Annotated in this window: 12 protein-coding genes; 5 read left to right on the plus strand and 7 right to left on the minus strand. The window is 65.8% G+C overall.

The genetic code is table 11. From position 1 onward, the window contains the following. The 3 genes from B3446_RS16950 to B3446_RS16960 all read left to right on the plus strand — a co-directional run. A partial coding sequence (locus tag B3446_RS16950; RefSeq protein ID WP_291383584.1) for a lytic murein transglycosylase occupies positions 1–1,283 on the plus strand: 1,283 nt, incomplete at its 5' end. Between the two features lie 223 nt (positions 1,284–1,506). Further along, a complete protein-coding gene (locus B3446_RS16955) occupies positions 1,507–2,052 on the plus strand; it encodes a GNAT family N-acetyltransferase (RefSeq protein WP_191575695.1) in 546 nt (181 codons plus the stop codon). A gap of 47 nt (positions 2,053–2,099) precedes the next feature. Continuing rightward, a complete protein-coding gene (locus B3446_RS16960) occupies positions 2,100–2,312 on the plus strand; it encodes an oxidoreductase-like domain-containing protein (RefSeq protein WP_191575694.1) in 213 nt (70 codons plus the stop codon). Between the two features lie 11 nt (positions 2,313–2,323). On the opposite strand, the gene B3446_RS16965 is transcribed toward B3446_RS16960, so the two are convergent. The 7 genes from B3446_RS16965 to B3446_RS16995 all read right to left on the minus strand — a co-directional run bounded on the left by B3446_RS16965 (position 2,324) and on the right by B3446_RS16995 (position 10,489). Further along, positions 2,324–2,761 (minus strand): acetyltransferase, encoded by a 438-nt coding sequence (locus B3446_RS16965; protein ID WP_175123558.1) that lies wholly within the window; start codon positions 2,759–2,761, stop codon positions 2,324–2,326. A 36-nt stretch (positions 2,762–2,797) separates the two neighbouring features. Next, positions 2,798–4,537, minus strand: coding sequence for a peptidase M14 (locus tag B3446_RS16970; protein WP_291383587.1), 1,740 nt, complete (start codon positions 4,535–4,537; stop codon positions 2,798–2,800). 39 nt (positions 4,538–4,576) lie between these two features. Beyond that, the gene (locus B3446_RS16975) at positions 4,577–5,443 is read right to left on the minus strand and encodes an ABC transporter permease (RefSeq protein ID WP_175123556.1); all 867 of its coding nucleotides are present in this window, start codon (positions 5,441–5,443) and stop codon (positions 4,577–4,579) included. Between the two features lie 5 nt (positions 5,444–5,448). Further along, the gene (locus tag B3446_RS16980; RefSeq protein WP_175183897.1) at positions 5,449–6,372 is read right to left on the minus strand and encodes an ABC transporter permease; all 924 of its coding nucleotides are present in this window, start codon (positions 6,370–6,372) and stop codon (positions 5,449–5,451) included. Positions 6,373–6,536: 164 nt separating this feature from the next. Further along, positions 6,537–8,063, minus strand: a complete 1,527-nt coding sequence (locus B3446_RS16985) for an ABC transporter substrate-binding protein (RefSeq protein WP_291383590.1) — start codon at positions 8,061–8,063, stop codon at positions 6,537–6,539. Between the two features lie 50 nt (positions 8,064–8,113). After that, positions 8,114–9,967: a dipeptide ABC transporter ATP-binding protein gene (locus B3446_RS16990; protein ID WP_313493848.1), complete on the minus strand. Its 1,854-nt coding sequence runs from the start codon at positions 9,965–9,967 to the stop codon at positions 8,114–8,116. Positions 9,968–9,976: 9 nt separating this feature from the next. Then, entirely contained in the window at positions 9,977–10,489 is a 513-nt protein-coding gene (locus B3446_RS16995; protein ID WP_054415947.1) for a winged helix DNA-binding protein, read from the minus strand. A gap of 412 nt (positions 10,490–10,901) precedes the next feature. On the opposite strand from B3446_RS16995, the gene B3446_RS17000 reads away from it, so the two are divergent. Next, a complete protein-coding gene (locus B3446_RS17000; protein WP_291383596.1) occupies positions 10,902–12,542 on the plus strand; it encodes a ShlB/FhaC/HecB family hemolysin secretion/activation protein in 1,641 nt (546 codons plus the stop codon). A 24-nt stretch (positions 12,543–12,566) separates the two neighbouring features. Then, positions 12,567–13,290 (plus strand): filamentous hemagglutinin N-terminal domain-containing protein (locus tag B3446_RS17005; RefSeq protein WP_291383598.1); only part of this gene is annotated, 724 nt, incomplete at its 3' end.

Here is a 13,290-nt window from a genome sequence, read left to right on the forward strand (position 1 = left end):
CTCCGGCTGCACCGGCTGCGTCTGCCGCGCCCGCCGCCACCGCCGCCCCGGCCGCCGCCGCCGCCGCACCGACCGTCATCGTCCCGACCGAGCTCGACACCAAGGCCTGCATCGACAAGCTGCGCAAGGGCGCCACGGCGAACGGCCTGACTGTCGCCGACTGGGACAAGTACACGGCCAACGCCACGCTGCTGCCCACGACCGTCGCGTCGGCCAAGGGCCAGCCCGAGGGCCGCGAAAGCTGGTGGGACTACATCGCCAAGACGGTCGACGACGAGCGCGTGCAGGACGGCAAGGCGGTGCTCTCCAAATATGGCAAGGAGCTTGGCGCCATCAGCCAGCAATACCAGGTTGATCCCGCGACGCTGGTCGCCATCTTCGGCATCGAAACCAACTACGGCCGCCAGGTCGGCAAGACCGATGTCCTCAATGCCTGGCTGACGCGCGCCTGCACCGAAAACAAGCCGCTTTGGGAAAAGAACGCGTACGCGTCCGTGCGCCTCTTGCGCGACGGCACCGTGCCCGCCGACAAGTTCGTCGGATCCTGGAGCGGCGCGTTCGGCATGACCCAATTCATTCCGACTTCGTTCTACGAACTGGCTGCCGACGGCGATGGCGACGGCCGCATCGACCTCTACAACTCGCTGCCCGATGCGCTGGCCTCCACCGCAAACCACCTGCGCAAGCGCCGCGCCCAGTGGACGCACGGCTTGCCCGCCGTCGTGGAAGTGCGCGTGCCGGCCGAGCTGGCCGCCGCGATCCCGCCCGAGCCCGACGCCGAGTACGTGGGATCCAAGGACCGCCGCACGATCGCCCAGTGGGCGCAGGCTGGCGTCAAGCAAGGAGATGGCTCGGTGCTGAAGCTGCCCTCGGGCAACGACCAGCAGGCGTACCTGTTCGCACCGACCGGCGCGCGGGGACCGGTGTTCCTCGCCACGGTCAATTTCGACGCCATCCTGCATTACAACCAATCGCGCCGCTACGGCCTGGCCGTGTCGCTGCTGCTGAACCGCCTGCAAGGCGGCCCGGCGCTGGTGACCGCATGGCCGACCGACGATCCCGGCCTGTCGCGCGCGCAGATCAAGGAACTGCAGAAGCAGCTTTATGGCCGCGGCCACGACATCGGGGTGGCCGACGGCATCCCGGGCGGCAAGACGCGCGATGCCGTGCGGGCAGAGCAGGCGCGCCTGAACCTGCCGCAGGACGGCCGCGTGGGCAAGCGCATTCTGGACGCGCTGGTGGCAGAACAGCCGGCCGCCATGCGCGCGTATCCCTCGCAATAAGCCAGGCGCCGATGGCGGGGCGGCCGGCCGCGGCGAATCCGCTGCGGCCTTGGCCGGCCCGCGCGAGCGCATTGCGATTTTTCATTGGCGTTTCGTGTGGCTGCGGCGCGGGTGAGGGTTAGGCGCAGGTGTGCAAGGCCGCGCCGGCCGGTATGATCGGCAGGTCCGCCCGCCGGATTGCCAGCCCGTCCCCAAACTACATCCGCCATCCCCGCCGACATCCATGCCGTCCGCCGAGTTTCCCGACGATTTCCAGACCCTGCGCCTGTCCGCAAGTCGTATGTCCCAGGCGCATCTGCCGTTCATGATCGAGATGCACGCGAATGCCGACCTGATGCAGTCCATGGGAGGCACGCGCGACGCGGCGGCCAGCCGGCGCTATGTGGCGCAGAACCTCGTCCACTGGACCGAGCACGGCTACGGCATGTATGTGCTGCAAGACCGCGATACCGGACGGCCCGCGGGCCGCGCGGGGTTGAAGGTGTCGACCGCGCCGGGGCGGGCCAGCGTTGAATTGGCCTACGCCTTGCATCCCGACTGCTGGGGCAAAGGTTTCGCGCCGGAGATTTCGCGTGCGCTGATCGGGCTGGGGTTTCGCCTGCTGCCCGTTGACGTGCTGGGCGCCGTGGCGCTGCGTTCAAACCTGGCGTCGCAGCGCGTCATGGAAAAGACCGGGCTGCGCTACGTCGGCATGACCGGCGACGCGCCGGAACCCAAGGTCTGCTACGAGATCCGCCGCGCAGACTGGCGCAAGCGCGAAGGCGTATGAGGGCGAGTGACGCGCCGGGGCCAGGCGGGCGGCGCTAACATGGCGCGATGAGCACGAAGAAACCGACTGGCGGCAAGTCGAGCCCCGCCGCAATTTCGGGCGACGACCCGCCGCCTGTTGCGCCCGAGCGTCCCGCGCCGGACGAATGCTGCAACAGCGGTTGCATTCCCTGCGTCTATGACCTTTATGACGAAGCGATGGACCGCTACCGCGAAGCCCTGAAGGCGTGGCGCGCCCGGCACGAGGCGCACGGCAGCTAAAAGCCGATGCTTCAGCCGGCAAGCTTCATGTGAATGATAGGGAAGGGGCGGCCTGAGTCGTCGTAGGCCGAGCGGCCCACGTCCTGAAATCCGTAGTGCTTGTAGAAGCCATGCGCCTGCGGATTCTGCTCGTTCACGTCCACCAGCAGCGTGCCGTGCAGCGATCGCGCAAAATTCAGCAGGCGTCGGCCTGCGCCCTTGCCCCGCTTGTTGGCATCCACGAACAGCATCTCGACCTTGTTGCCGGTCAGACCCATGAAGCCGGCCACTTCGCCGGCGTCGTCCTCACAGACCCACACCCTGACGGACGGCAGGTACGTGTTCAGCACCTGCGGGTACATGGCCTGGATTTCCTTTTCAGTCAGAAAAGTGTGGGTGGCGCGTACCGAACGGAGCCAGATGTCCACCAGGGCCAGATCGTCGCCGTGGTTGCGTTCTCGGATTTTCATTTTCTTGTTGCGTGGGTGTCAGACACCGGTAAGCCGCTAAAGCCCGGCGCGATACAGATCCGTGGCTGCCAGGACGGTTTCCATCTGCACAGTATGCGCGAAAACGAATCGGTCTCCGTAGACCGTTTCATCCGGAAACTCCGAAATCAGCGCCATGGGCAGTTCCTCGCGGTCGGTCTCCGTGACCTGCACGGGGATGCCGTTAAGCACGTCAAAGCCCTTTTCGAGCGCGTGCGCGTGAAAGAGTTCCAACTGCCGCGCGTTGAACTCCACCAGCCCCGGCACGTTGCGCGCCAGCCGTGCGGTGACGCCTTCGATCAACCGTTGAGCGCGGTCGGCCCATCCCGGATGATGACGCAGGACCAGGAAGAACCCCTTGGGAATGGTCCACAGCTCGAAGTGGCGCGGCAGGTAACCCGACAGCGGACGTGTCCATTCGTGCGCGGGATAGCCATGCAGGTTGATGTGCAACTGCGCGCCGCTGATCGCGTGCGCCTGGTGACGGCCATCACGCTCGAAGAACGGTGCGCGCTCGCGGTAGGCGATGTCGTCGCCGAGCGCGCTGTAGCGCGACGCGTGCAGCATGTGGCGCGGGTGGTGCTCGCGCAGCCGGTTGAAGAGCGCATAACCGTCCGGATTCTCGGAAGCAATCAACGCGAAATGCGCGTCGCCGCCTGCAGCCAACGTCTCGGCTGCACGCAAGGCGCCCACGACACCAGAGGTTTCGTTGGCATGCTGCGCGCCGGAAATGAAGACGGCCGGGCCGGGCCCGCGCACGTAGGTGCCCAACACGGGGCGGCCTTGACGTGACACGGCTTGGAAGGTGTCGCCGCCAAAGGCCGCCATGCAGCCGGCGATCTGCGCGGCCGACAATGGCTCTCGGGCTTGCGCCAGCGGACCGGTAAGCGCGGCCGGCGTCACGGGGGCGACCGGGGCGAAGGGCTCCACCAAGATCTGCACGCGCGGCGCGCCATCGTGGCGGCGGATGTCGGGAATGATCTGGCCCGGTTGCAGGCCGCGGTCGCCGGACGGGCGGCCGGAATGCTGCTGGAAGTGCTCCAGCAGCGAGAAGTAGATGTCCTCGTGCAGCGCTTCGAACGTGCTGACGATTTCCTCGTCCACCGGCAGCGCGAAGTCGATGCCGGGCAGATCCACGCGGATTTCCAGCCGGTCGAAATACGGCTCGTGCGCGCCCCACGTGTGGTTGCGCACCGTGTCCAGGATGCTGCGAAAGAGCAACTGGTACTCGGTGGCCTGTGCGGCATCGGTCTGCACGGCGCCGCTGGCATCCTGCACGCGCAGCCAGCCGGTAGGCGACAGCTCCGGCGTGCCGTCCGGCGCATGCCCAAGCTGGTTCGGCGCGACCACGCGGGTGTCGAGCGTGCGCCCGTCGGCATACGACAGGCGCACGTCGTAGTGCAGGTCGTCGGCGCCGGGCAGCATCGTCACGCGCACGTCTTTCAGCAACGCCACGAGCGGATAGGCCTCCAGCGTGAAGCGCTTGGCCTGCGCGTGTTCGTGCAGCGGATAGCGGATCTCGGCCGAGACCAGGCCCTCGCGCTCCACCTCTTCAAGGAAATAGTGCACGAGCGGTTTGTAGGCGCTGCGAAAGCGCGCCGTCACGCCCGCCTGCTCAAGCTTGGCCTGCGCGGCGCGCCGGGCGTCCACGCCTTCGAACACCCAGCCTTCCACGACCGCGCCGCGCCAGGCCGGCGCCATGTAGGCGTGCGTCCAGGCGTCCAGGGTGCGATCGAAACTCTTGTCCAGCAACGACATACTCAACATTCCTTCCGGCCCGTGGCGCGGATCGATTCTTCAGACCTTGCCGGTCGGGTCCAGGCGGTCGCGCAGCCAGTCGCCCAGCAGGTTCAGGCCCAGCACCGTCAGCATGATGGCCAGGCCAGGAAACACGCTGACCCACCAGGCCGTCTGCATGTACGTGCGGCCGTCGGCAAGCATACCGCCCCAGCTCGGGATCATGGGATCCACGCCCAGGCCCAGGAAGGTCAGGCTGCTTTCCAGCAGGATGTTGTTGGCCACGTTCAGCGTCATCAGGATCACCAGCGGACCCAGCAGGTTGGGCACGATGTGGTGGCGGATCATCGCCAGGTCGCGCACCCCGAAGGCGCGCGCCGCCAGCACGAACTCGCGCTCGCGCAACGCCAGCACCTGCGCCCGCACCAGGCGAGCGTACTGCACCCATTGCGACACGATCATGAAGAAGATGACGTTGAACAGCCCGCCGCCCAGGATGGCGATGAACGTGATCGCCACCAAAATGAAGGGCAGCGCCAGCTGCACGTCGGCAAAGCGCATCACGATCATGTCCCAGAAGCCGCGGTAATACCCGGCGATGAGACCCATCACGATGCCCAGCAGCGCGCCGCCCAGCACCGAGGCAAAGCCCACCAGCAGCGAGATCTTGCCGCCGACGATCACGCGGGCCAGCACGTCGCGGCCCAGCGGATCGGTGCCGAAGGGATGGGCGGCCGACGAGAAGGGCGCCATCAGGCGGGCGGCCAGGTCCATCGATTCGCCGCCGTCGGGAAACAGCCAGCCGGACGCCAGCACAAGCAGGACCATGACGCCGGTCAGAAGCGCGCCCAGCACGAATTCCAGCGAGCGGTAGCGGCTGCGCGGCTTCATGGCCTTGGGGGCGGCGGGGGAAGTGGTTGTCTGCATGATGCTCAGCGCGTGCGAATACGGGGATCGACAATGCCGTAGGCGATGTCGACGATCAGGTTGACCAGGACGATGACGGTGGCCAGCACCGTGACGGTGCCTTGCAGCACGGGATAGTCGCGGCCGGAAATGGCGTCGAAGGCCAGCGTGCCCAGCCCTGGCCAGTTGAAGACCATCTCGATCACCACGATGCCGCCGATCAGGCCGCCGAATTGCAGGCCCAGATACGTGATCAGCGGAATGGCGCAATTGCGCAGCGCATGCTTGTACAGCACGATGCGCTCTTTCAGGCCCTTGCTGCGCGCCACCATGATGTATTGCGCCGACAGCGTCTCCAGCATCGTCGTGCGCACCAGCCGGATATTGGTGGCGCTGAGAATGATCGCCATGGTCAGCGACGGCAGCACCAGGCTGGCCGGCCCGCTCCAGCCGGACGGCGGCAGCAGAGGGAAAGTAATCGACAGCAGCAGCACCAGCATCAGCGCCAGCCAGAAATTCGGGAAAGACAGGCCCACCAGCGACAAGATACGGATCGCCTGGTCGGTCGCCTTGCCGCGCTTGATCGCCGCCTGGATGCCCAGCGGCAGCGAAATCAGGATGGACACGAGAAGCGACGTGAACGCCAGCATCAGCGTGGCGGGCAGCGCATCGCCGATCAGCTTGGCGACCGGCGTGCCGCCCATGAAGCTGCGCCCGAAATCGCCATGCAGCAGCCCCTGCATGTACGACAGATATTGTTCGTGGAACGGCCGGTTCAACCCGAGCGCCTGCCGGATGTTGGCCAGGTCCTGTTCGGTCACACTGCCCGACCCCTGGCTCAGCATCAGAGCAGGGTCGCCGGTCAGGCGCACGGCATAAGAAACAAGCAGCGTCACGGCCACGATCACGAAGACGGCCTGCAACACGCGTTTGATGAGAAATCCGGTCATAAGGCGCCGCACCGGCTTGCACCGGTGCGGGTCAGTAATGTTAAGACTGCAACAACCATCGTCACTGCTTCAACGAGGCACACCCCAAGCGGGATGCCGCGGATCCGGGCTCCGCCGGTCCGCAGGCATGCCCCTGGGGGAAGCGCGAAGCGCTCGGGGGGGACCTACTCTACGGCGGTTTCGACGAAACGGAAGCGGATGTCGCCCGGAACTTCCAGGTTCTTCACGCGCTTGTTGACGCCCACGATCGTGTTCAGGCTGTACAGCGGCAATTCCAGCGCCTGGTCGGCCACGTACGCGGCGATCTCCTGCAGCATCGCCTCGCGCTTCTTCACGTCATAGACCGTGCGCTGCGCTTCCAGCATGGCGTTCAGCTTGGGGTCGTTGTCGTACGGATTCCACTTCTGACCCGAGTGGTACATCAGGTACGCGGTGTTGTCGTAGTCGTACGTCCAGCCGCCCCACTGGTTCTGCCACATTTCGCCGGTCTTGCCGCCGGGGATGATGTCGTTGAGCAGCACGCCGGTTTCATACGGCTTGATGGTGGCGCGCACGCCCACGCCCTGCAGGTAGCCCGACACGGCCTGCGCAACTTCGCGGAAGTTCGAATCGCTGCCGCGCACATCGATCTGCACCGTGGCGCCCGGCTTCACGCCAGCGGCGGCCAGCAGCTTCTTGGCTTCGGCGGGGTTGAAGGGCAGGGGCTTTTGCTCGGGGTTGAAGCCGAACGACTGCGGGCCCTGGAAGCTGGCGATCGTCTTGGCCTGGCCCAGCAGCAGCTGCTTGACGATGGCATCGCGATCGACCGCCATGATCAGCGCACGGCGCACGTCGCGGTGCTGCGTGATGCCGTTCTTGGTGTTGTAGCGCAGCGCGAAGGCTACCGGACCGCCGGTGGAAATCACGTCGGCGTTGCCGGACTTCTTCACCGTTTCGATCAGGCCCAGCGGGATCAGCGTGGCGATGTCGATGCGGCCAGCCTGCAGCTCGGCGACCTGGGTGCCGGGTTCGCCTATGAAGCGGTACACGACCTTGTCCAGCTTCGGCTTGCCGCCCCAGTAGTCATCGTTACGCGCCAGCGTCACGTTGACCTTGGGCTGGTAGCTGTCGAACTTGAACGGGCCCGTGCCGACCGGATGCGTGTTGAAGTTGTCCTCGCCCTTCTCAGTGATGTACTTCGGCGGCACGATCATCGCGCCGTAGCCTGCCAGTTTGGTCAGCAGCACCGGATCCGGCTGCTTCAGGATGAAGTCGACCGTGTATTCGTCCACCACCTTGACCTCGCCGATCGAGTCGTAGTTCGACTTCTGCGGGCCTTTGGCGCCTTCCGCGCCCAGCAGGCGGTCAAAGGTGAACTTGACGGCTTCGGCGTTGAAGGGCTCGCCGTTGTGGAACTTGACGCCTTCACGCAGCTTGAAGCGCAGACGCTTGTTGTCGTCCAGATATTCCCAGCTGGTGGCAAGACCCGGCTGCAGCTTCAGGTCGGCGCCGCGCATGGTCAGGCCGTCGTACAGATTGCTGCCGACGGAACCCCAGAAGGTCACGAACGTGTCGATCGGATCCCAACTGCCCGGATCCTGGTTGATGGCCACGTTCAGCGTGCCGGCAGCCTGCGCCGTCGAAACGGGCAGCGCGGCGGCGAGGGCCAAGGTCAGCGCGGTGGCGGAGAGGGTGGTGCGAAGGAATTGCATGGTCGCCTCCAGGGACGGGAAATCGGGTCGGACCGACGGATGAAAGAGGTTCAGGCGGCGCGAGCGACCTGATGGCCGGGCGCGAACTCGAAAAGGGGAACGATGGCGGGCTCATCGCCCACCCGGCGCACCGGGCTGGGGATCTCGCCTTCGATCAGGGACGTGTCGATGTGGCGGCCGGGTTCGGCCACCGGCACCGCAGCCAGCAGCTTGCGCGTGTAGGCATGCTGCGGCGATTCAAAGATCTGGCGGCGCGTGCCCAGTTCGACGATCTGGCCCAGGTACAGCACCGCGACCCGGTGGCTGACCTTTTCCACCACCGCCATGTCGTGCGTGATGAACAGATACGACAGCCCGCGATCCTTCTGCAGGTCCATCAGCAGGTTCAGGATCTGCGCCTGGATCGACACGTCCAGCGCAGACACAGATTCGTCCGCGATGATCAGTTTGGGATTGCTGGCCAGCGCGCGCGCGATGCACACCCGCTGTCGCTGGCCGCCCGAGAACTCATGGGGATAGCGCGTGGCGTGTTCGGGCTTCAGTCCCACCTGTTCCAGCAGTTCGCCCACGCGGCGCGCGATGGCGTCTTCACCGGCCAGCAGGCCATGGGTGCGAATCGGCTCGGCGATGCTGAAGGCCACGGTCTTGCGCGGATCCAGCGACGCGTAGGGATCCTGGAAGATGTACTGGATTTCCTGGCGCAGGCGCTGCCGGCCGGCACTGTCCATCGAGAAAATATCCTGCCCGTTGTAGCGCACGGCACCCGAAGTCGGCGCCACCAGCTGCTGCAAGGTCTTGCCGATGGTGGATTTGCCGCTGCCCGATTCGCCCACCAGCGCCAGGGTCTCGCCGGGGTAGACGTCAAAGCTGACCTGCTCCACCGCATGCACGCGGTGCGTGACGCGGCCGAACAGGTTGTGGCCCACATCAAAGCGCGTCGTCAGCTTGTCCACGCGCAGCACGGGTTCATCATAGGAGGCCGTGTCCTGCTCGCGGGTCTCGCCCACTTCGCGCAGCGTATCGCCTTCCAGCACCGTCTGCGGCGTGCGCAGCGGCAGGTCGCGGCCAGTCAGGCTGCCCAGACGCGGCACGGCGGCCAGCAGCGCGCGCGTGTAGGGATGCTTAGGCGCGTTGAAGATGTCTTCAACGGTGCCTTGCTCGACCTTCTTGCCGCGGAGCATCACGACCACATCGTCGGCCATCTCGGCGACCACGCCCATGTCGTGGGTGATGAAGATCACAGCCGTGCCCAGGTCGCGTTGCAACTCGCGGATGGTGTTCAGGATCTGCGCCTGGATGGTGACGTCCAGCGCTGTCGTCGGCTCGTCGGCGATCAACAGGCGCGGCTGGCACGACAGCGCCATCGCGATCATCACGCGCTGACGCATGCCGCCGGACAACTGGTGCGGGTAACGGTCCAGCAGTTGTTCGGCGTCGGGCAGGCGCACCTTTTCCAGCAGCTTGCGTGCGGACCGGCGCGCTGCGGAGCGTGACAGCTGCTGGTGCAGCATGATGGCTTCGACGATCTGGTCGCCGATCGTGAACACCGGGTTCAGCGACGTCATCGGCTCCTGGAAGATCATCGCGATGTCGTTGCCGCGGATCGCGCGCATCTGTTCGTCGCTGGCCTGGGTCAGATCGACCTCGCGATCGTCGCCGTCACGGAACAGGATCTGGCCAGTCGAAATCCGCCCGCCGTTGTAGTCGGTCAGGCGCATGATCGCCATCGACGTGACGGACTTGCCCGAACCGGACTCGCCCACGATCGCCAGCGTGCGGCCGGGCCGCACGTCGAAATCCAGGTTGTCGACGGCGCGAAAGCCGCCGGTGTCGGTATTGAAGTCGACCGAGACGCCGCGCACGGACAGCAGCGGAGCGGAAGAAGAAGCGGTGGTGCTAGACAACGTGGATTCTCACAGCGAGGTGGCGGCGCGGGCAGCCTGGTCGTACAGGCCCGAGAGGGCGCGCAGGGTGTTGGCCAACTGATGGCTGGCGTCGTCTGCGGCGGGGGAGTCGATGAACGGTTTGACGAGGCACTGCTCGCGCACTTCGGCGTAGCGCTGGATCGCGGCCGCGCCGGCGTCGGTCGTGGTGTAGATCACTTCCTTGCCGGTCTTGGCGCTTTGAACGACGCCCAGACGCTCCAGCTTCTTGAGCGAATAGTTCACCAGATGGGTGTCTTCGACATTGAGGGTGAAGCAGATGTCCGCCAATTTCTTGCCCCGGCCCCGATGGAACACATGGTTGAGCACCAGGATGTCCAGCGACGTCAGTTCGGGCAGTCCCGCACAGGCCATGCAACGCACCATCCAGCGATTGAATGCATGCGACGCGATGATCAGGCCGAATTCGACCTCGGACAGCTCAGGGGCGGACGAGGCGAGGTGGGAAGACGAAACGATGGCGTCCCGGACGGATACAGGCATGGGTGAGTCAGGCAAGGGGACGGATCGGCGACAAAACGTTGGTGAATTATTGACGATTTGTAGATATGGGTGCATTCGGGTTAACCCGGCCCGCGCTTTCGGATTTCTCTGATTCCGGGGTGATAGGGCGGCGATTTACAAATGCGTTCCTCACGAAGGCTGTTCTGACAAATGTGAACAGAGAGACGGTTCTGAGGCCGGCGCGCTCCCCACATCGCCTATCCCACCTAAGCAAAAAATGCCCGAAAACCATGCAGGTCAACGCGCGGACGCGGCAGGTCCGACGCGGCGGTGCGTACACCAACGCCGCCTCGCGGCTCTCCCCACTTGGCCCGGAAGACGATCACGGCTGTTCTGGCTGGCAAGGGGGATCTTGGCGGCAGTGTTCGCGGCTGCAAGCGCAGGCCCCGCCATGAGCCAGCCGGCATCGCAAACCCCTCAGCCGGCAACGGAGATCCAGCGCCGGCAGGAACAAGAGATCGACGCGCACCGCGCCCGCGCGGCGGAGCGGCCCGACATCCTGTCGGCGCCGACCGTGGACGCCGCGCGCGAGTTGGCGTTACCGGTTGAAAGCCCGTGCTTTGCCGTGCGGGAAGTCATCTGGGAGGGCGCTGAACCGCCGGCAAGCCTGACCAGCGCCATGGTGGCAGTGCTTGGCGAATGCGTCGGCGGCCGCGGGCTTCGCGCGCTGCAGGAACACCTGATCGGCTTGCTGCTCGATGACGGCCTGATCACCGCGCGGGTTGTCGTGCCCGAGCAATCGCTGGCGGCCGGCTCGTTGACGCTGCGATATCTGCCGGGCCGCATCTCCGCCGTGCAAAGCCTGGGCGCCATCGGCTGGTGGCGAACGGCGCTGCCCAAAGGCCCGGGCGGCGAACTGAACCAGCGCGACCTGGACCAGGCGCTTGAGAACATCCGCCGTCTCGGCAGCCAGGCCGACGCCGCCATCGACGTTGCGCCGGGTCCAGAACTGGGCGACTCCGACATCCTCATCAAGCCCGGCACCGGCAAGCGCTGGCACGGCTATCTGGGCGGTGACAACGGCGGCATGGACACCGTCGGCAAATACCAGATCAATGCAGGCCTGACGCTGGATTCCCCGCTGTTCCTGTACGACCAGCTATCGGTCTCGTGGAACAGCAACGCCCACTGGCGCGACACCGACTCCAACACGCGCGCCGCCTCCATCAACTACAGTCTGCCGTTCGGCTACTGGACCGTCTTTGCGGGCGCCAGCAAATCCACCTACCGCCAGACGGTGGCCGGCTTTGAAGAACCCATCGTCTATGGCGGCACCACCAAGCAGATCCAGGCGGGCGTGTCGGTCGTGCCGTACCGCGGCACCGCCTACAAGGGCAATCTGTCGCTCACCATGCTGCGCAAGCGCACGGATAGCACCCTGAATGACGTAGCCATCGACGTCCAGCGCCGCGACGTCACCGGCTACGAGATCGCCTACGGGCATCGCCATTACGTCGGCCGCGCGGTGCTCGACATCGGCGGCGGCGTGCGCGGCACGTTGCCGCAGTTCTCCGACGCACCCGGCTACGTCTATGGCGATCCTGACTGGAATGGGCGCAGCACCATCCTCACCGGCAATGCGGGGCTGTATCTACCGTTTCAGATCGCCGAGCAATCCCTTGCCTATCAGGCCAACTGGCAGATCCAGCACGCTAAGACGGCAATCCTGCCCGCCGACTATTTCACGATCGGAAACCGCTACGCCGTACGCGGCTTCGACGGCCAGATGACGCTCGCCGCTGAAGACGGCTGGACGCTGCGCAACGACCTGTCGTTCAACCTCGACGCGTTGACCGGGCTTCCCGGACAGCAGGTCTACACCGGCGTCGACGTGGGCCGCGTGGGCGGCCCGTCCGCCGCGTATCTTTCCGGCCGCACGCTGGTCGGCGCCGTCGCCGGCCTGCGCGGACGCCTCTCCATCCCATACGTCAACGCCAGTTACGACCTGTCCTTCGGCTGGCCGTTGAAGAAACCCGAATCGCTCAAAACCGCATCGACCGTCTTCGCGATGGCCTTGATGTTCGAGTTCTAAATCCGCTGTTCCCGTCAGGTGCGCATGATGTCCAAGCTTCGTTCGTTGATCGTCTGGTCCATCGTCTTCACGCAAGTCTGGACGCCCGTGCTGGCGCAGACCCTGCCGATTTCCGTGGACAAGGGCGTGCCCGGCCAGAAGCCGATCGTGGGAGTCAGCAACGGCGTGCCCGTCGTGAACATTGCGCCGCCGTCGGCGGGCGGGGTCTCCAACAACCGCTACACGCAATTCAACGTCGGACCGTCGGGCGTGGTGCTGAACAACAGCGGCGGCGCCAGCCAGACACAATTGGCCGGCCAGGTGGCCGGCAACGTCATGCTGGGCAACCAGCGCGCCACCACCATCCTGAATCAGGTCACCGCGCCGAACCCGTCGCAGCTGATGGGCACGCTGGAAGTCGCCGGCAACCGCGCCAACGTCATCGTCGCCAACCCGGCAGGCATCACCTGCAACGGCTGCGGCTTCCTGAATGCAGACCGCGCCACGCTGACCACGGGCCGCCCGCAGGTGGGTCCTGACGGCAACATCGCGCTGGACGTCGCCGGCGGCAAGTTGCGCATTGAAGGCGAGGGGCTGAACGGCACGGCCGCCAGTCAGGTCGACCTCATCGCTCGCACGCTCGAGATCAACGCCGGCGTCTGGGCCGACCGGCTCAACGTCAGGGCAGGCGCGGCGCGCGTGGACTACGCGACGGGCAATGCGACGGCCCGCGCGGGCGAAGGCCCGGCGCCCGTCGTGGCGATGGACA

Origin of the sequence: Achromobacter sp. UBA5777 (assembly GCF_002418565.1) — a bacterium.
GTDB lineage: Bacteria > Pseudomonadota > Gammaproteobacteria > Burkholderiales > Burkholderiaceae_B > Achromobacter > Achromobacter animicus.

Excerpts from the sequence above, each read along its gene's own strand:
- B3446_RS16975 (WP_175123556.1), bottom strand. The coding sequence starts at position 5,443 with ATGCAGACAACCACTTCCCCCGCCGCCCCCAAGGCCATGAAGCCGCGC.
- B3446_RS17000 (WP_291383596.1), top strand. The coding sequence starts at position 10,902 with ATGAGCCAGCCGGCATCGCAAACCCCTCAGCCGGCAACGGAGATCCAG.
- B3446_RS16955 (WP_191575695.1), top strand. The coding sequence starts at position 1,507 with ATGCCGTCCGCCGAGTTTCCCGACGATTTCCAGACCCTGCGCCTGTCC.
- B3446_RS16970 (WP_291383587.1), bottom strand. The coding sequence starts at position 4,537 with ATGTCGTTGCTGGACAAGAGTTTCGATCGCACCCTGGACGCCTGGACG.
- B3446_RS16960 (WP_191575694.1), top strand. The coding sequence starts at position 2,100 with ATGAGCACGAAGAAACCGACTGGCGGCAAGTCGAGCCCCGCCGCAATT.
- B3446_RS16965 (WP_175123558.1), bottom strand. The coding sequence starts at position 2,761 with ATGAAAATCCGAGAACGCAACCACGGCGACGATCTGGCCCTGGTGGAC.
- B3446_RS16980 (WP_175183897.1), bottom strand. The coding sequence starts at position 6,372 with ATGACCGGATTTCTCATCAAACGCGTGTTGCAGGCCGTCTTCGTGATC.
- B3446_RS16985 (WP_291383590.1), bottom strand. The coding sequence starts at position 8,063 with ATGCAATTCCTTCGCACCACCCTCTCCGCCACCGCGCTGACCTTGGCC.
- B3446_RS16995 (WP_054415947.1), bottom strand. The coding sequence starts at position 10,489 with ATGCCTGTATCCGTCCGGGACGCCATCGTTTCGTCTTCCCACCTCGCC.